This is a genomic window from Paenibacillus puldeungensis (assembly GCF_042678945.1).
Lineage (GTDB): Bacteria > Bacillota > Bacilli > Paenibacillales > Paenibacillaceae > Fontibacillus > Fontibacillus puldeungensis.
The window spans coordinates 34,834-52,661 of record NZ_JBHTLM010000012.1; the positions used below are offsets into that span (position 1 = coordinate 34,834).

16 protein-coding genes are annotated in these 17,828 nt (G+C 46.1%); 5 read left to right on the forward strand and 11 right to left on the reverse strand.

The features are described 5' to 3' along the window. Window positions 1-23 precede the first annotated feature (23 nt). The 10 genes from ACFQ3W_RS16245 to ACFQ3W_RS16290 form a co-directional block, all read right to left on the reverse strand. Window positions 24-473 carry a DUF1569 domain-containing protein gene (locus tag ACFQ3W_RS16245; RefSeq protein WP_379320292.1) on the reverse strand — a complete coding sequence of 150 codons (450 nt, stop codon included), beginning with the start codon at window positions 471-473 and terminating at the stop codon, window positions 24-26. Window positions 474-712: 239 nt separating this feature from the next. Beyond that, window positions 713-1,246, reverse strand: a complete 534-nt coding sequence (locus ACFQ3W_RS16250; protein ID WP_379320293.1) for a GNAT family N-acetyltransferase — start codon at window positions 1,244-1,246, stop codon at window positions 713-715. Between the two features lie 192 nt (window positions 1,247-1,438). Beyond that, on the reverse strand, window positions 1,439-2,206 hold the full coding sequence (locus tag ACFQ3W_RS16255) for a nucleotidyltransferase domain-containing protein (RefSeq protein WP_379320294.1): 768 nt from the start codon (window positions 2,204-2,206) through the stop codon (window positions 1,439-1,441). A gap of 204 nt (window positions 2,207-2,410) precedes the next feature. Continuing rightward, window positions 2,411-2,794 (reverse strand): DUF5071 domain-containing protein, encoded by a 384-nt coding sequence (locus ACFQ3W_RS16260; protein WP_379320295.1) that lies wholly within the window; start codon window positions 2,792-2,794, stop codon window positions 2,411-2,413. A gap of 231 nt (window positions 2,795-3,025) precedes the next feature. Then, window positions 3,026-3,517, reverse strand: coding sequence for a hypothetical protein (locus tag ACFQ3W_RS16265; RefSeq protein WP_379320296.1), 492 nt, complete (start codon window positions 3,515-3,517; stop codon window positions 3,026-3,028). Window positions 3,518-3,775: 258 nt separating this feature from the next. Continuing rightward, a complete protein-coding gene (locus ACFQ3W_RS16270; protein ID WP_379320297.1) occupies window positions 3,776-4,165 on the reverse strand; it encodes a hypothetical protein in 390 nt (129 codons plus the stop codon). Between the two features lie 186 nt (window positions 4,166-4,351). Next, window positions 4,352-4,822: a double zinc ribbon domain-containing protein gene (locus tag ACFQ3W_RS16275; protein WP_379320298.1), complete on the reverse strand. Its 471-nt coding sequence runs from the start codon at window positions 4,820-4,822 to the stop codon at window positions 4,352-4,354. A gap of 196 nt (window positions 4,823-5,018) precedes the next feature. After that, window positions 5,019-6,725, reverse strand: a complete 1,707-nt coding sequence (locus tag ACFQ3W_RS16280) for a DUF4855 domain-containing protein (protein ID WP_379320299.1) — start codon at window positions 6,723-6,725, stop codon at window positions 5,019-5,021. Between the two features lie 51 nt (window positions 6,726-6,776). Then, a complete protein-coding gene (locus ACFQ3W_RS16285; protein WP_379320300.1) occupies window positions 6,777-7,574 on the reverse strand; it encodes a M55 family metallopeptidase in 798 nt (265 codons plus the stop codon). Beyond that, entirely contained in the window at window positions 7,571-8,725 is a 1,155-nt protein-coding gene (locus ACFQ3W_RS16290; protein ID WP_379320301.1) for a mandelate racemase/muconate lactonizing enzyme family protein, read from the reverse strand. Before ACFQ3W_RS16290 ends, ACFQ3W_RS16285 begins: the two co-directional genes overlap by 4 nt. A 190-nt stretch (window positions 8,726-8,915) precedes the next feature. Here ACFQ3W_RS16290 and ACFQ3W_RS16295 point away from each other — a divergent pair, with 190 nt between their 5' ends. After that, window positions 8,916-9,890, forward strand: coding sequence for a DUF4434 domain-containing protein (locus tag ACFQ3W_RS16295; protein ID WP_379320302.1), 975 nt, complete (start codon window positions 8,916-8,918; stop codon window positions 9,888-9,890). A gap of 67 nt (window positions 9,891-9,957) precedes the next feature. Here ACFQ3W_RS16295 and ACFQ3W_RS16300 read toward each other — a convergent pair whose 3' ends face one another. After that, window positions 9,958-10,977 (reverse strand): zinc-dependent alcohol dehydrogenase, encoded by a 1,020-nt coding sequence (locus tag ACFQ3W_RS16300; RefSeq protein ID WP_379320303.1) that lies wholly within the window; start codon window positions 10,975-10,977, stop codon window positions 9,958-9,960. A gap of 440 nt (window positions 10,978-11,417) precedes the next feature. On the opposite strand from ACFQ3W_RS16300, the gene ACFQ3W_RS16305 reads away from it, so the two are divergent. The 4 genes from ACFQ3W_RS16305 to ACFQ3W_RS16320 all read left to right on the forward strand — a co-directional run bounded on the left by ACFQ3W_RS16305 (window position 11,418) and on the right by ACFQ3W_RS16320 (window position 17,437). Next, window positions 11,418-13,721: a helix-turn-helix domain-containing protein gene (locus ACFQ3W_RS16305; protein ID WP_379320304.1), complete on the forward strand. Its 2,304-nt coding sequence runs from the start codon at window positions 11,418-11,420 to the stop codon at window positions 13,719-13,721. 152 nt (window positions 13,722-13,873) lie between these two features. Beyond that, window positions 13,874-14,833 (forward strand): ABC transporter permease, encoded by a 960-nt coding sequence (locus ACFQ3W_RS16310; protein WP_379320305.1) that lies wholly within the window; start codon window positions 13,874-13,876, stop codon window positions 14,831-14,833. 31 nt (window positions 14,834-14,864) lie between these two features. Next, complete coding sequence (locus ACFQ3W_RS16315) at window positions 14,865-15,740, forward strand: carbohydrate ABC transporter permease (RefSeq protein ID WP_379320306.1); 876 nt, start codon at window positions 14,865-14,867, stop codon at window positions 15,738-15,740. Window positions 15,741-15,847: 107 nt separating this feature from the next. Then, window positions 15,848-17,437, forward strand: coding sequence for an extracellular solute-binding protein (locus ACFQ3W_RS16320; RefSeq protein WP_379320307.1), 1,590 nt, complete (start codon window positions 15,848-15,850; stop codon window positions 17,435-17,437). The last annotated feature ends 391 nt before the right edge of the window (window positions 17,438-17,828 follow it).

A 17,828-nucleotide genomic window follows, 5' to 3' on the forward strand; every position in this document is an offset into this window, starting at 1 on the left:
TAGCCAACATCATTATTATTATCTTATATGCTAAACTGTTTTAAATGATGGTCTAGATGTTTATATATGCCCATGCCCCATTCTTCAGGAGAAAGTTTCCCAAAGAAAGGATGTGGGATTTTTGTACATTTTTCAGGTCCATTTTTTTGAAACACAATTATTTTTTGAATTAAAATTTCTTTTTCTTTATCAAATTCTTTTTTATCAACAATCATGATAGTCGGAATCGTAGACATATTTTTTGGAAGCGGCTTATCGTTATAGAACATGGGCTTCACAAACTTTCCTATTAATATCCCAAGCCAACTTCTTGAAGAAGTAGAGTTTCCCATCGCTACATCCTGAAACGAAGAGCAATGGGCTAACATTTGAGCAACATTCATTTTGCCCCAATTTCGTTGTGAATCCGGACGTAATTGTTTGATACGGCCTATAATTTCATTTGCATAACATTCATCAAAAATGTTATCCATTTGAATGACACCTCCGTGAAAAAACGAGTATTATTTCTTGCGCTGATTTACGATAACGTTTCCGCATTCACGACGTTCAAGCGGCTTAAGGCACGTAGTGCCGGGTGGCTCTGCCACTTAGCCGGTTGAATTTGTCCGGTGACACGGCTTCCACGAAATGCCTCTTTCGGACCAAGGGTCGGGTGTCCCGGCCCGCAGCGTTGAATGCGATGTTATCTGTAGCCGATGCCTTCTTCGAACTACTCAAAAGATCTTGCTCTTATCCAATATCTTTGGATTATTATTCCGTCTATCTTAACTTCAGATTCAAATTTTCCGCCATTATTCTTTATTGTCCTAGCAGAACCTATATTGTCATAGTCACAAGTAACTAAGGCTTTATCTATTCCAATATCCAATGCTTTCTTTAAAGCTAACTTTAATAATGTTGTTGCATAACCTCTTCTTCTTTCACTTGGCCTTATACCATACCCAATATGTCCACCACTTTCTAGTAATGAAGCATTTAGTGTATGTCTTATATTCGTAGCTCCTATAATTCTGTCTTTATTCTGATCAAAAAGCCAAAATGTTGAACTATTCACCTTGCCTTCAGCTAGATCCTTAGAAGTTCTTAATCTATTCATTTCCGTTAGTAATTTATCAAAATCAGAATAATCATACCGTAAAACAAATGGTATCATACGCTCTCCAGTGCTACTCCACTCTTGAACCATATCAATATATGCTTCCTTGTAAAGTGTAGATGGTTCAACTAAATAGATGGCTTCCATGAGTATTCCTCCCAAAAGTATATAAGCACCGGTTTCAGATAACGTTTTGTATTGACGACGTCCTGGCCCCTTAGAGTCGTTGCTTATAGTTATGAGGCTTGCCGAACTCCTAATGTAGTGACGTCCCGACGGGCTTAGGGGGCTGGATGTGGTCACTCGCTTCTCAGAGTGACCCGGAGCGTCAATATGATGTTAGCCGAAGGAAGTTCTGGAAGCAGCCATTGTATTTAAAGCGTTCTCAAAATAGCTATATACTTCATCTGCAATTCCCAGAAACTCTTCAACAGGTACATTACTATCCAAATAACAAGCATACAGATAATCAACTAAAGCGGGGTCAATCTCGCAATAGTTTAATATGGCATTCTTCATCTTAATAATGTCATCTTGCCATACACCTGTATCTTCTAAAACCAAAGAGTATAATGCACGAATTAATCTCTTAGAATAACCTTTAATATATCTAGTTTTCATTGTGTTATCACTAGCATTAGAAAGTAAACGATGTATACGATTTACTTCCTCCTTGGTCTCTGTATTTAAGTCTAAAATGAACTCTGGAGAAATAATTATCGGTGGTACTTTTTCACCAACGTCATGACCATATATGCAAACACAAATTATCTTAACCCAAAAACCCCACTCATTCGGTTTACTTAATACATCGTCAATCGAGCAAATGATCGTATCAATCTTAGTTACTACTGGATATTCTTCCAAAAGCCTGTCTTTAATGTTTGACAATCTTTCGTAATCAATATCTTTGGGATTTACACATACAATAGTAAAGTCTGCATCTGACTTAAAAGGTTTAGCAGTTCCTTTTGGAATCGAGCCACACATATAAATGCTATGAATCTTACCTTTAAATTCGGTAAGTATATGATCTATATACTTATTAACAAAATCCTTATATTCACTTTGTATTACAATTCTATTTATAACTTTTTCTAATATCATATAAACTCCTCCTCAACTAAGAACTTCGTTCGCCTAACGTTCTGGTATTCACGAAACGCCCCAGCCTTAGATAGCTGTTATCTTAGGCTGGGGCGTTTGTTGTCTGAGCTTCTTCCATGATTATAAATCTGGACAACCGAGGGGCGATAGCCCCGATGCGTGAATACGGTGTTATCGGAAGTACTTGCCCTCCTGATCCACTAATTATGACTTCTCTAATAGTTCTGTCACTATATCATTTATTTCAGAAACGATCTCATCTTTCGTCGGGAAATCTTTCATTCGAATTAAATCAGGTTTTAATTCTTTTATAATATGTTTTGGTAACCTACTTACTAAACCATGAAGTATAAAATACTTCCATTCCCCATCATTTGTATTAAATATTTCCTTTAAGTGTGGCAATAGATCTTCTTGATAGTTAATTACAATGTTTTCTATATCTTGAGCAATTGGCCAATTCATATCCTGCAACCACTTAAGTAAATCAGGTAATATTGGTTTCATTTCTTCGAGTGTTTTTGTTTTTAATTGTTCTACTCTTCCATAGTCTTGCTTATGTTTTGGAATTAATTCGCGAATATCCACCGAATTCACCTAAATCCTTAATGAGTTATATGTTTTAAATTTGCAAGTATTTCCTATAACGTTGTTGTATTCACAAACCCAAGAGGCTTAAGGCAGCTTGTTGCCGGGTGGCTCTGCCACTTAGCCTCGCAGGGTTGTCCGCCTGAAACTACTTCTCGAAATGCCTCGGGCGGACCGAGCAGCCGTGAGGCTGCGACGCGTGAATACGGTGTTATCTGATGCATCCGCCTACTATGAATTACTTACAAATTTCTCTCTATATTTATCTGGAATTATCCCTACAATTTCTCCACCTGGCATTGATATTACCTGCCAATGTTCGCACCTAGGATTAAACGCGACCCCAATGTCCCAGCTCTCATATTGTTCGTTATACCCATGCATATAAAAAACTGACCCATCACTAAATTCTAATATCAATCCAGAAGCTTCAATCGAGACAGTTGCATTTACAATTAATTTATTCCTAAACTCCAATATCATTAGCAATTCTTCATATTCCTTAATATCTTCGATATCCTCTTCATTCTTTGGGAATTCAAAAGGCATGCTTTTGAAAATACTCCATCTTGAAGCAAGATTTATATAGATTTGACCTTTTAGTTCTAATACGTTTTGTTCCGAATTTGATATTAGTACTTGCGGGACAGAGCCAAATCTTAAACCATCTATTTGCCCACCAACACAGAGAAATTTTATTACTTCCTCGAACGATACCATCATAAGATTCACCTGCTTTTTGAGTAATTTACTTTGCGGATGTTTCAGATAACGTTGTTGTATTCACGAACCCTCACTGGCTTAAGGGGCGCCAGCCCCGGGTCCGACGGACTTAGCCAGTGCAGGGTTGTCTGCTGATTCCGCTTCCTCGAAAATCCTCTCGCAGACCAAGGGCCGTCAGGACCGCCGTGTGAATACAGTGTTATTAGATGTCCCCACCTTCTTCGAATTGCCTTCCCATATTCTTTAGAGTCTTGTTAACTAACGGTTTTCATTTCGCTTTATTAATAGCTTTTCAATTGTATTAAAAATCGCCTTGGTTAAAGTACCGCCGCTCCCTTTATATTCAATGCCTTCATCATCAAAAACTATAAATTTAAATCCTGAACCAATGTTCTTTATAAGCCTCATCCCATAACCATTAACATGTATCCAGTCAAATATCTCATCAATAGTATATAATTTTAACCCTTGTTTATAGACTTCCTGTGGTGCTAGCAGTGATTCATTGCCTGTAATTTGCCCTCCAAGAGACCATTCTTCATTTTTGTAACTGTAATATTCGTAAGCATAAACCTCGCCTGTTTCATAGGGAGATCTAAAACCTAATTCTTTAAGTCTTAAAACATCTTCTTTCTCCAGGTATACCATAGTCCTCCTGTAGGTCAGGTTTTTTTATTTTTTCTAATAATCATTGCGGGGATTTCTTATAACGTCTTTCCCCCGAATTCACCCATCCCTCCTGCCACAGTGGATTTGCGAATTCGTGTAATATCCATACCAACCATATTAAGCGAATATGGAGCTACTTATTTAGAGACTCCTTCCCCCACTTGCTCATCCCCAAACCAAACCCACCAAAATAGCCAACGCAATCATTATCAAACCAAATATGAGCAGCGCTTTGCCTAGACTTTTCTTGTCTTCGTCCTCGCTAAATGCGAAGATTCCGCCTACAATCAGGCCTACGAGAGGTATGAAAAAGGTGGCTACAAATATTAGGGCAACGGCACATCCGTCTGAACGACTTTGGGTGTATTCGGGTTCATGGTAGGTGACGGTCGGCTTAGAGCGGGTGATCCAGGCCCCGCAGTATTTACATTTTTGAGCATCAGGTTCTACGGTTTCGTTGCAAATGCTGCATGTGGTTACTTTGTTTTTGGAACCTAGTAACATTCTCTCGAATTTTTTGTCATCATCCAACGTCCCTACTGGATCGACATCTTGGAGTGAACTGCCGCACACAATGCAAATATGGGCCGTTTCCTTGTTGGCTTCACCGCAGCTTTTGCATATTTTTACTGCCATGTTTATACCCCCTATGGAGCATCAATAATCCTCTGACCGAAGCATGGTTTCAACCATCTAAGCTAAGTTACCAATTATTATATTTTATCATCTATGGTATATTGTGGCTATGAAATGCTCCCCTCCCTCAAAAAAACAACCCCAGAACCAATTAAGGAACCGGGGTATCTATTATCTACATATGTTCAGAGAGTTACTATCTCCCTTTCATATAATCATAAGTCCGATCATAGACTTCTCTTTCAACCGGGTTGGTGGAACGGGCCGCCTTCCACAAGGTCTTGACCTGCTGGTAGAAGGCGCTGTAGGATTGCTGCTTGTAGTGGAACTCTTCACCTTTTTGCAGGTATTCATAATATCGGCTCCGCAGGGTTTCATTGGTCAGAACCGCATCCGACAGTTCAATCTCAACGCCTAAGCCATTCTCATAGGCCGCTTTTGCGATCGTGTCCAGCCGATCAACCGTAGCGTTAGCGTGGAACAAGTAGTTTGGCTGCATCAATGCGGAATCGAAGCCATTTTCCTTCCAATCGTCCCAGCCTCTAGCAAAATAATAAGGAATCCACTGGAAGGTCGCCCCCTTACTGCGGACATAGTCCCCGGTTTGCTTCACTAGTTCATGATCGAGCTCGCTCAGTTGGTGGGCGATATATTCGTTATACCAGTAAAACGAGGCGAGCTTCAGGTCGCTGTAGCCTTTTTCCTGCCAGCGCTTGTAGACTTCGTCCACGTACCACTTGGTGACCTTAAGTCGATTGGCCAGCGCCGTCTGCTCCCCTACCTCCTTGACGTTCAAGTTTTCACTGACGCCATCGCCGTCGACATCCCCAAAATCGCTTTGGTCAAGCCGCGGATAGGGGATCGTAATGACAACTTTGGCCTCGTAATTGCGATCAGGCAAGGTAGACTTGGCCTCTTTTACCGCCTCATTTAATGCCCCTAACTCGTAATCGTCCCTAAAGAGCCGATCAAGAAACTTCACGAAGTGGCTTTTATTCGTAGGTTTTCCGGTTGTCGGCCCGTAATTGGCCCCGTCCAGCAATGGAGCGTACGGAATGAACAAGAATCCGTCGAACAAATAATCTTTAGGCTTCATTTCTCCATCCACATAAGTGACGTATGGCTTAAAATCCTCCTTCGTAAAAGAAATCCAATCACTCGGCTGATACTGCCATTCCCCGCTATAAATTAACACCTCATGATTGATGCCAGCTGCTTGAGCAGAACCTTGCGCAGGATATCCTTTATTGGGATTTGGCTGTGGAGGTGTCGGAATTAGCTTAGCCCCGCGAGAGCCCCAGCTCCCCATCACTTCGATTTCGTCGAAGAACGCCCAAGAGACAACTGGGATTTCGACCTTAACATAACGAACCTGCGTCCCTTTATCTTTCATCGAATATACTTGCTTTACAGGTCCCGGCGTAGTGGTGGGATAGCTGTTTGCAACTTCCCCCAGATTTCTCCAAGCCTTTCCATTTACGGAGATCGAGAATTCAATCCCTTTCGGGAAAAAAATGCCGTTTGGCAAATCATGAAGCATGGATAAACGGATTTCCTTGACCGATGCCTTTTGGCCTAAATCAATCGTGACGGTACGGCTCGCTTGCCAAATTCTCCCGACATAAGCCGAATCTTTAAATGACGTGCTTCCAAACACTCCGTCGGTGAGGCTGCTTCCATTTTCATCGGAATAGGCCTGTTCTGTCGCCTTAAAATGGCTGTCTACGGGATAAGGAGTTTCGAGCGTATAAGGCTTGCCCAGCGCTAAATTGACGACTTCATGGGACATTTGCAAACCTTCATCATTTTCTTCATCCTCGTATGCTTTGACCGCTTGAGGTCCGCCCAAGCTTACAATCATGGCTGCTAGCAGCAATACATTCATGGTCTTCTTCCATTTCATCCTCGGAACCCTCCTAATTAATAGATTTAGTCCATCGTATAAAAAATCGTTCTATCCAAAAGCCTCAGACAATAAGCGTAAAAAGTCATCGGACCGGTAAACGGCAGTCAATCCGTCCTTACGCCATGCCGTAGAGCCATCATACCGACGGCGATCCGCCTGGTCTGTATGGAGGAAGCGGATTTCCAGCTCATAAGGGCCATCCGGAACCACGGGACGTCTGCCCCCTCGATCACGTACTGCTGCAGCAACAGCTAACCTCATCTCCTCCTTGACCCGGGCGGGTGCTTTGAGTAAAGCGGAATGGCGCCCGGCCGCAGTTTTAGTCGAAACGACTGGAACCCCTTCAAGTTCGCGCAAGGCCTCGGCACAGGTGGAATCATCTCCGGTCACGAGGAGAACGGGTACCCCGTGCAGGCCGAACAAGCGAGCATCAAGGCCGATTTCCCCGATGTCCCGGCCGTTTAGCTTTAAGGATTGCCACCCCTCAGAGGTCATCGTGTGGTCGCGAACCGCCCTCATCGTTCCTCCCATTGCATGATAGCCAAGCAAAATCGCGCCAGTAAAACCTCCATCAAGACCGGGAAAGCGATTTTCTACACGCGTAGCTCCCATGACATATTGTGCGGCCGGATGAAGAAGCTCCGGCATAAGGTTAAATCCACTCCCATGGGCATCCTTCACAATAATCTGCTCCGCGCCTTCTACCGCAAGGGCTTCAACAACGGTATTTACTTCAGCGGTTAGAAGATGTCTTGCTTCCTCATAAAGGGACTCTCCCCTAACGAGCTGTTCTCTTAACACAACCCCTCCGATCCCCTCCATATCGGCGCTGATATAGAACTTCACGTTAGCTCATCACCTCCGAGAGACAATTTACGGTCCAGGTAAAGCTCCAGTTTGGATGAATTAATATAGCAACCGATGCCGGGAGCTTCAGCCAGAACAACAGAATCGCCTTGAAGGGGCCACTCCCCATCCACAGCGTCATCCTGCAGGAAAAATGGACCGTTCAGATCCACCGGTGGCCTGATATCCAAATATCTGAAAAGATGAGCCGACGCCATAAACCCGAGCTTGGATTCCGTAAGCCCGCCGCCAAGTAGTCCAAGCCCGCTCTCTCTAGCAATTTCCCCGCATAGCTTGGCCCCAGCCAAACCACCCATTTTGGTCAGCTTGATAACAGCATAGTCGCAGGCTTCGCAGCGAATCGCCTCGATCAGCCCGGCCGGAGACCAGATGCTCTCATCGAGAGCGATAGGAACGGGGGATTTACGGCGCAGCTCGGCGCAGGCTGTCAGTTGTCCTGCCGGAAGCGGCTGCTCAAACACATCAACGCCAATTCTGGCCATCTGCTGTGCGAGTATCCTCGCTTCATGGAGCGTATAGGCTTGATTTGCATCTACTCGAAAGAACAAACCGGGGGCCTCTGCTTTGACGGCTTCGAGGATCTCGATATCCAAAGCGGGGTTAAGGCCAATCTTGACGTCAACACCCTTGTATCCTTCGTCTTTAGCGGCTCTTGCTTTTTCGGCCGCAATGAAGGGATCGTCCGTGCTGATCAGGTAAGAAAGAGACATCTCTCCTTCTGGAGACGATTGCCACAATCCAGGCAGCGGAATGCCGAGGCTTTTGGCGAGAAGATCATGCAGCGCGGTATCTACCGCGGCACGAGCTATCGGATGACCGGGATGCAGACTGCCAGCGGTCTCTTTCGCTATCAGCCGTTGCAGCCTGAGCAAATCATCGGCTCTCTCGCCCACGAGTACTGGCTTCCAGTAACGGTTAATGACGGAGACGACCGTTTCCGGTGTTTCGTAGCTCCACTTGGGGCTTGGCCGCGCTTCCCCCCAGCCGCACATCCCATTGTCCCCGGTGACGCAAACATACACATGCGGGGCGCCCTCCGAAAGGGCTCCTACCGTCCCGCCCGAGATCCGGAAGCTTTGCTTCATAGGGAATCGGAGCGGATAAACATCGATCCGGTTGATACGAACCATGGTCCATCCTCCAATCTGCTTCGCAGTAAGTAAGCACATTTTTAAATAATATTTAAGGTTTTCATCTTGTTAATCGTTTACAGGATGATGGCTTAAATTCTATAATGAGTGTGAATTACGGAGAAATATTTTGCTTTAAGTTTATATTCCGGGAGATTTTATTCGTCATAAAAACATGAGGAGGAACGTGATGAAGATGAAGCCGCTGACTGGTACTTGGTTCGATTTTTTCCATTGCAACCCGTATGAAGGAGACACCTGGAATGCAGCGACTCAGCAGTTTACGGCCGAGGATTGGGATTTGAAGCTGACAGAGATGGCCGAAGCAGGAATGGATACGCTGGTGCTGCTTAGTGTGGCGCTGCACGGCAAAGCTTTTTATCCATCTGAGGTTTTTCCTCTCCGGTGGGATACCGTTTGTTCGGATCCCATGGAGGCCGTTCTATCTGCGGCTGATCGGTTAGGACTTTCCCTTTATGTCGGTTTAGGCTTTTTCACCACTCCGATCATGGGCAGCTTATCCACTGAGGGCGAACATAATGCTTTAAAATACAGCGTTGCTGAGGAACTGGCCTCAAAGTATGGACATCATCCCTCCTTTACCGGGTGGTACTTTCCTGTGGAAGCTGCCATTCACAATTACTTCCCGGAGCCGTATATCGCTTATGCCAACGATTTGGCCGATTTTGTCCGACGCCTTGGACCTTCTAAGGTGTTAATCGCCCCCTACGGGACGCGTTCTGTTATTCCGGACGACCGATTTGTGAGTCAGCTGCGCAGCCTTGATGTTGACTATATCGCATATCAGGATGAGATTGGTGTAAATCGTACCACGGTTGAGGACGTCTACCGTACCTTTTCCGGTTTACGGGAAGCTCATGAACGGGCGGCAAAACCTCTCTGGGCTGACATCGAGCTATTCCGTTTTCAAGGCAAGGTGCTGATGCCGGCCGATTTTGAACGAGTACGGCTACAAATCGAAACCGTCTCTCCTCTGGTGGATAAGTTGCTTTGTTACCAATACTTAGGCCTGATGAACAAGGAAAACAGCGCGGTTTTTGCCGGTCATGAATCCTCCGCTGTGTTATACCGCGAATACATGAATTACATGAAGCTGCAAGGAATTGGGCCGTTTGAAGCGGGTTTGGATCAGATCAGTTCGTAAAATTATAACGGCGGCAAAGCAGCCCTTTCAGGCTATTCATTAAGAGGCTGCCCTGCCTTTTTCCTACTTACCCTCCGTATCGAAGTAATACACCCAGAGCCGAACCCGCTTCGCGCTCCAATACCTCATAAGCCCGCTCCGCCTCATCAAGCGCAAATTCGTGGGTGATCAGCCTATCCAGCTCCAAAGCCCCTGCTTCCACCTGACGGATGAACTCCTGCATATTACGCCCCTCCGTCCAGCGCACATAGGATTTGGGATAGTCGATGCAATCATTTTCATACTGTGGATCATATCGGCCTGGGCCTGCGCCCCGGGCAATCACGAAATCCCCTTCCTTTTGAAAAAAGAGCTCGCGCGGAAACTCAATCGACACATTGCCAACAAGCGCATAGGTCCCGCGGAAAGCGAGCTTGGTCATCGACTGCTCAATCAGTCCCGGTTTCGTGGAATGGGCACATAACGCGATCGCGTCAAACCCGTGCCCGGCTGTAAATGCATCGATATGTTCATCCAGCATAGGATCGTTCGCCGCATACACATCAACAATACCGGCAGCCCGTGCCAGCTCGCAGCGCGCAGGATTCATGTCGGTGGCGAACACTCGGTAATTGGCGTTTTTGCAAATTTGAGCAATTAACAGCCCAAGGAAACCCAGACCTACAACCCAAACGGTCTCACCGAATTCGAGCTTCATTCTGCGAACGCTATGAACAGCCACGGCGCCAAGTCCCACATAGGCCGCTTCGCGGAGATGGCGATCCGATTGCAGCGGCATTACTAACGACTCGGGTACGGACAATTTTTCGCCATGATATACATATGGGCCCCCGTAGACAGCCACCCAATCTCCCGGCTTAACAGTTCGTACAGCTGAACCTACAGCCTCAACCTGCCCGGAGCCACTATAGCCGAGCTGAAACCCGTCCGGGATTTGCGGATTGTGAATCAAGCCCAGTTCCGTGCCGGGACTGATTGAGGAATACTTGATGCGAACCAGTACACGGTGGGGATTTTCATCCGACAAGGCGGGTTCCATATCTTCCACCAGAGCAGCTTTGCCACCGCTTACAACAATTTTTTTCATCGAGATAACCTCCCCCTTTCCGAGGAGCTTTCTTAGCCCCCGAACTTCTGGTTCCATTATATATGCCTATGGAGAATTGTTTCACTATGAAATAGTACCAGGAACATTTTTTCCTCAATTTAAAGACACATTACTCTGCAAACCCCATCATGAACTAATAATTAAACTCATTTCTACCAGCAAGCCATTGAAATAAGGCTTTATCCGCCGCACCAGGCTGCTAATCATACACCGATCCATGTTCGTTGTCCTCCTTTTAGTCACACAATTTGCCACCATCATAACATGAAAAGGGAAGAATATACCCACTTAATGTTCGAATTATGGAGTATATTTTCACAGAAATGATTGACAGCTTTGATTCCTCCGATCTACGATAAAGTTAGACAAAATGTGAACGGAGTGTTAACTGCAACTTAATTTTATAAGGAGGGCAGCCTTTGCTGACAAAGCTGAATTCATTCAGGAAGCCTTCTTTCAAGAGGAAGCTGTTCTTCTACTCCCTGCTCATCAGCCTGCTTCCCGTTTTTATCATCGGCTTCCTATCCAGTCGTATGGCGGCAGTGATGATCCGAGACGAAGTGAACCAGAATCATCAATTTATTTTGCAAGAAGTTCAGCGTCAGGTGGAGGCTTTCTGGGAGGACCTCGACACAGCCTCTATTCAGCTTGCCAACAATCCGGTTTTGGAAAAAGCCGTATACGCCAAATCCGGCCCGTCGGCCAAATCGTTTGATACGATGCTGGAGATGGTCGATACAATTCAAATGCAGCGCGGTATTTCAAAAATACCTTATGATGTGTCGGTGTTTTTTTTGCCATACGGTAAGATATACAACAATAAGCTGGGATTTATTAACCTGGCCGATTTTCCGTATCGCGATCTGCTCGACCGGCTCCCTCCCTATTTTCGATCCGAGACGATCCCGCCGGGCACATACCCCGGGCAGCGGGAGCTGCTGTATCTTCGCCCAGTACCGATCTTTTCAGAGTCTCGTGGTAACGGCATCCTTATGATGCATGTCGACAAAAATGTACTCAGCAGCTTCTCCGAAAACGTTCCTTTAAGCGGAGGTCGCCTTCTCTATGTATTTGATGGTGAGGACAGAGTTCTAATTAGCCGGAACCAGAATGAAATCGGTTCGAAAATGAGCCTCCTCTCTGCTTCACTCCCATTGTGGCGTGAAAACGGAGCCGCAGATATCGATACACAATGGAACGGAGTTGACTATGTCGTAACCTTGCACCAATCAGAAGCGACACATTGGACGTATGTGGCTCTTACTCCGAAAAACGAGCTGGATCGGCAGTCCAAAAGAATTATTACCTTAACCTACGGAATGATGGCCTTGCTCGCGCTCTTTTCGATTCTCATTGCAAGAGTCGGCGCCTATCGTTTCTATGTTCCCGTGCAAAAGCTGCTTCAGCGCTTCGTCCCAGTATCCGGTTCAACTTCAGAAGGAAATAAGCTTGACGAATGGGGCACCTTGGATACGTGGGTCACCGGAATGCTCTCACACAATGAAAGCTTAGAGCGAAAACTGCATGAGCAGACGCCTTACATGAAAGAAAACTTCACTCTCCAGCTGCTGCGGGGAGAATGGTCTCACCGGGAAGCAGAGGTTCGGGCAGAGGCACTCAATCTGACACTACTTGATTCGAGATTTTGCGTCTGTCTGTTGGATCCGGACAACAATCTTCAAACCATTTATTCGAAAAAAGACCGCTCACTAATTGTTTATGCACTGCGCAAAATGGCCGAGGAATTTTTTCAGGACAGCTTTACCTGCTTATCCGCGGTAACGTTATCCGGGCAAGTGGCCATCATAGTCTTCCTGGATAAAAGCGATAACGCTTTGACCTCCCTGCACCATACGGGAGAATGTCTTCTCCAGGCGGCAGATCAATACTTTCCGGTGAGCATATCGATGGCCTGCAGCTCGCCCGTTAGTCTATTCACTGACATTTCAGAAGCTTACCTAGAGGCTGAAGAAATGCTAACATATCGTCTGCTTATAGGCTGTCGAAAGCTACTTACCCCGGAACGAATAGAGCCAAGTCTGAAACAATCGGGTAGTGATCTGTCCAAGCTTCGCAAACGCATACTACCCATGGTCATGCAAGGGGAGGCTGACGAAGCCGCCGCGCTGATGCAGGAGTGGGTAGCTGAAGTGTCACGTGTGGCCAGCCACCCTGAGGCTGTACACGGTTTTTTTGCTCACTTTGTTGGAGAGCTTCAGTCCCATATACAGGAATGGGGCCTTAATCCGGAAACCATATTCGGTGAAAATCCATACAAACGTGTTTATGCGATGACCAACGTTGAGGAGATCACGCGTTGGTTGACGGATGTGATCTTCGTCAAAGTCGCGGAAAACATTTCACAATCCCCGGCTAAACAGCCGGAGCGAATCATAAGTGATGTGCTTCGTCACATCCATGAGCATTATGATACGGATTTGTCTCTGCAAATAATGGCGGACCGATATCAGTTGTCCTCCTCCCAACTGAGCAGAATGTTTAAAGAGCAAACCGGTCTGAGCTTCATTGATTATTTGATCAGCTACCGTATGGACAAAGCTAAGGAATGGCTTGCATATACGGATATGCCGATCAAGGATATCGCGAGGAAGCTCTCCTACACATCGGTTCAAAACTTTACCCGGATTTTTAAGCAGATCGTGCAAATCCCGCCAGGAGAATACCGAAAACTGCAGCATGAACGAGCATCAAACCGCTCCTAGAGACCGCTCCTAGAGCGGCTTTTTCTTTTTTTGCATGCATTTATCTTCCTTTGCAGCGTGGCAAAAATGGAAAATTGCACATAAAATCGGCCGCCCACCATAATGGAAATAGCCCTAAGCGTCAAAGACGATCCAAAGGAGGAAGCCCATGAATGAATAAACAGCCCGTGCTTCAACCGGTTCAATCCCTGAACCGGAGACCGCAGCCAAACAAGCTGTTTCGGAGAATATGGAAAGACCGCTATCTGATCTTGATTGGGCTCCCCGGTTTGCTTTACTTTCTCATTTACCGGTATGCGCCTATGGCGGGACTCTATATGGCCTTTATTGATTTCAGCCCGTTTCAAGGAATTCGGGGGAGCCCTTGGGTCGGTTTGATGCATTTCCGGCGGATCTTTGAAGATCCCGAAATCTTAAGGGTGCTTTGGAACACGTTGACGATCTCTTTTCTGCAAATTGCCTTTGCTTTTCCTGTGCCGATTTTACTGGCACTTATGCTAAACGAGCTGCGCAGCCAGGTTTACAAAAGAATTATCCAATCGGTCGTCTATTTGCCCCACTTTCTTTCCTGGGTCGTTGTTATCGGGATCTGCGTCGTTTTTTTAAAAGGTGACGGTCTGATCAACAATTTAACGCAGCAGTGGTTTGGCTGGGACTCCGTCCCTTATCTGACCAACCCGGATTATTTCAAGCCGATTGTCGTCTTGCAGGTCATCTGGAAGGAGGCCGGCTGGGGCACGATTATTTTCCTAGCCGCATTGGCCGGGGTGAATCCGCAGCTCTACGAAGCAGCCGTTATGGACGGAGCCAACCGGTTTCGGCAAATTTGGCATATTACGCTTCCGGCGATTCGGAGCACCATCGTCATTTTGCTGATCCTACGTCTGGGCAGTGTGCTGGACAGCGGCTTTGAGCAAATCTTTCTCATGCTGAACCCGTTCAATATGGATACAGGGAACGTGCTGGATACTTACGTTTTCCATAAAGGCATTCAGCAATCGGACTACAGCTTCGCTACCGCCGTCGGCCTCTTTAAAGGGACGGTTGGGCTTGTGCTCGTCGTATTCGCGAACTTCCTTGCCAAACGGTTCGGCGAAGAAGGCGTCTATTGATTATTTTTCATGGAAAGGAGAAACCCAGGATATGAAAATACGTCCATGGAGCGAGCGCATCATCGACGCCGTTAATGTCGTCCTTCTGGGGCTGATAGCCTTGATCATGTTCCTCCCCTTTTGGTACGTGGTGGCGACATCCTTCGCCTCGTACAAGGAATTTCTAGAGAAGGATATCATCTGGTTCCCTCGGGAATGGGTACTGAGCGCTTATGAGTACATTTTCGCTTCCGGCTCCTTCGTCCGCTCGGTGCTGGTCACTATTTTTCTGACTATTATAGGTACCTGCGTCAATTTGATATTTACAGCCACCATGGCCTATACCCTGTCCAGGCCGGTGATCGGGCAGCGGTTTGTCATGATGCTCGTCCTCTTTACCCTGCTATTCTCGGCCGGTATGATTCCTACTTATCTTATTGTAAAAGAGACCGGACTTATCGATTCGCTCTGGTCCCTCATTCTCCCTACGGCGATCAGCCCGTTTAACTTGATTGTCATGCGCCAGTTTTTCATGAGTATTCCTAGTGAGCTTCACGAAGCTGCGGTCATTGACGGGGCGAACGATTTGCACATATTCAGCCGGATCATACTGCCTCTTTCCAAGCCTTCCATGGCCGCTTTTGCCCTGTTTTACGCCGTAGCTCATTGGAACAATTATTTTGCCGGAATTTTGTACCTCAATACCCCGGAGAAGTGGCCGATTCAGGTCATCTTGCGGCAAATCGTGGTGGTGGGTGAAGCCCAGACATCTTTAAGCGGAGGACAAATTTTGCTGGAAAACGCCCCTCCTTCGGAGACGATACAAATGGCCGCCATCATTGTTGCGACACTTCCGATTCTTGCTGTTTATCCGTTTCTGCAAAAGCACTTCACCAAGGGGGTGATGCTCGGTTCTGTAAAAGGCTGACGCCCTGCTCTTCAAATTCGCTTGTCTATGTATAACATTCTTGGACATCTTTGTGTGAACACATGAAACGGTTCAGTCTATATTAAAGAAGGAAGAGGGGTTGTCATATGAAATTGAAATGGAAAACGTCCTTAACGGCCATTCTTGCTACGGTTATGGTATTTACGGCGGCTGCATGCAACAGCAATAAACCGAATGGAGAAGCGAAAACCACCCCTTCCCCTTCCGCCAAGACAGAGACTGCGAAGAAGCCCACCATTACGATGATCGATTTTCGTTATAATGCCGTTCCGCCAACTGGGGGACCCGGCATTCAAATGATTAATGAGAAATTTAATGTGGATTTCAAACCCCAATATGTCGTCCGGTCGGACTATGACCAGAAGCTGAGCGCTATTGTCGCCTCCGGTGACATTCCCGACATCATCGTCATGGAAGGTCCTGACTCGAATTTTTACAAGTGGGCCAAACAAGGTGCCTTTCTTCCTATAAATGAATATTTCGACAGCTATGAAACGTTGAAGCTGATTCCAGATAATGTCCGCAAGGCTGTAACCGTAGACGACAAAATTTTTGCGGTTCAAAAATACTTGACCGAAACTTATCAGCTCACTCCTGTCATTCGCAAAGACTGGCTGGATAAGCTGGGCCTGCAGGTTCCGCAAAACTACGAAGAACTGAAAAAGGTAGCTCTTGCCTTCACGAAGAACGATCCGGATGGCAACGGCAAGAACGATACCTATGGCATCGCCATGTCCCAGAACATTAATCCTAGTTACAGCATGGGCGCATATTGGGATTTGGACGCTTGGTACCATAAAAATAAAGACGGCCAGCTCATCCCTGGGATGATCTCCGAAGCTCGCAAAAGTCATATTCAATGGCTCGCAGACTTGTATAAAGAAGGAGCGATCACCGAGGACTTTGCGCTAATGAACTGGGCCCAAACGAATAAAGAATTCTACTCTGGCAAAGCCGGCATTTTCATCGGTACACCGCGGGGGATGAACCCAACCTTCATGCAAGGCCTTGTCGATGTCAATCCAAAGGCTAACATTGTACCGATTCCAGCCTTTAAGGCGCCTGATGACTCGCAGGGCTTCGTCTCCTCCCCAGGCTATTACGGCATTGTTATGCTGAGCTCGAAGCTGTCAAGCGATCCAGAAAAGGTAAAGAAAATTCTTGAGATGATCGATTATGGCCGCAAGTTCTTCCCGGTGGAAGAGCGGAACGCCTCCAATGCGGATTTCGACTGGCTTAACGGGAAAGAAGGCCAAGGGTATCGGATTGAGAACGGTAGTGTGATCCGCGAGCTTGAGGAAAAAGGTCTAGCACCATTTAACTACTTGCCTGACAATCGGATGTGGGCGCCGAACGATGCAGCGAACGGATATTCCAAGGAATATTCAGTACCCCTCTTAAAAGACCTGGCTGCAAGCCTCGAAAAAATGCACGCTGAAACGAAACACTTAATCAATCCGATCAACTCCGTCTTCTCCGAGACGCGGGCTGTTAAGGACACCGAGCTGAACAAGTATTTGTACACCGAGCAAACCAAAATGATTTTCGGTGAAAAGCCGGTATCCGATTGGGATCAGATGGTCAAGGAATGGTCCGACAAGGGCGGCGCGCAAATCATTAAGGAAGTTAATGACGCGCTTAAGGAAAGCGGATATACAGAAGCGCAGTGGAAATAGGTAAAGTAGTCGTAGTCTGCACCCGTGAAAGAAAACCGTCCGGAAAAATATCCGGACGTTTTTTTATGGTGGCCACCTTCATTCACCACAAGACTATGAATATGCCTTACCAACGCCCACTAAATGTATTTAGTACAACTATTTCAAGAAGAATTGTTCATTTATGGATTTTAATTGTAAAAAGTACATTTAGAATGGGGCAATTCGTTTAGACAGGGCGATTTTGCGCCTTTTAGCTGCACTTTCTGCAATTAAAGGCCTAATGTTGGGGGTAAGGCGGTTTTTAACTGTATAAAATACATCTAGTGAGTTCGATCAAAGTAAGTTACTTCAACAGTAAGCAAGCGATAGCAGACGAAGTTCTCAAAAAACCGCTGGTAGGAACGATCTC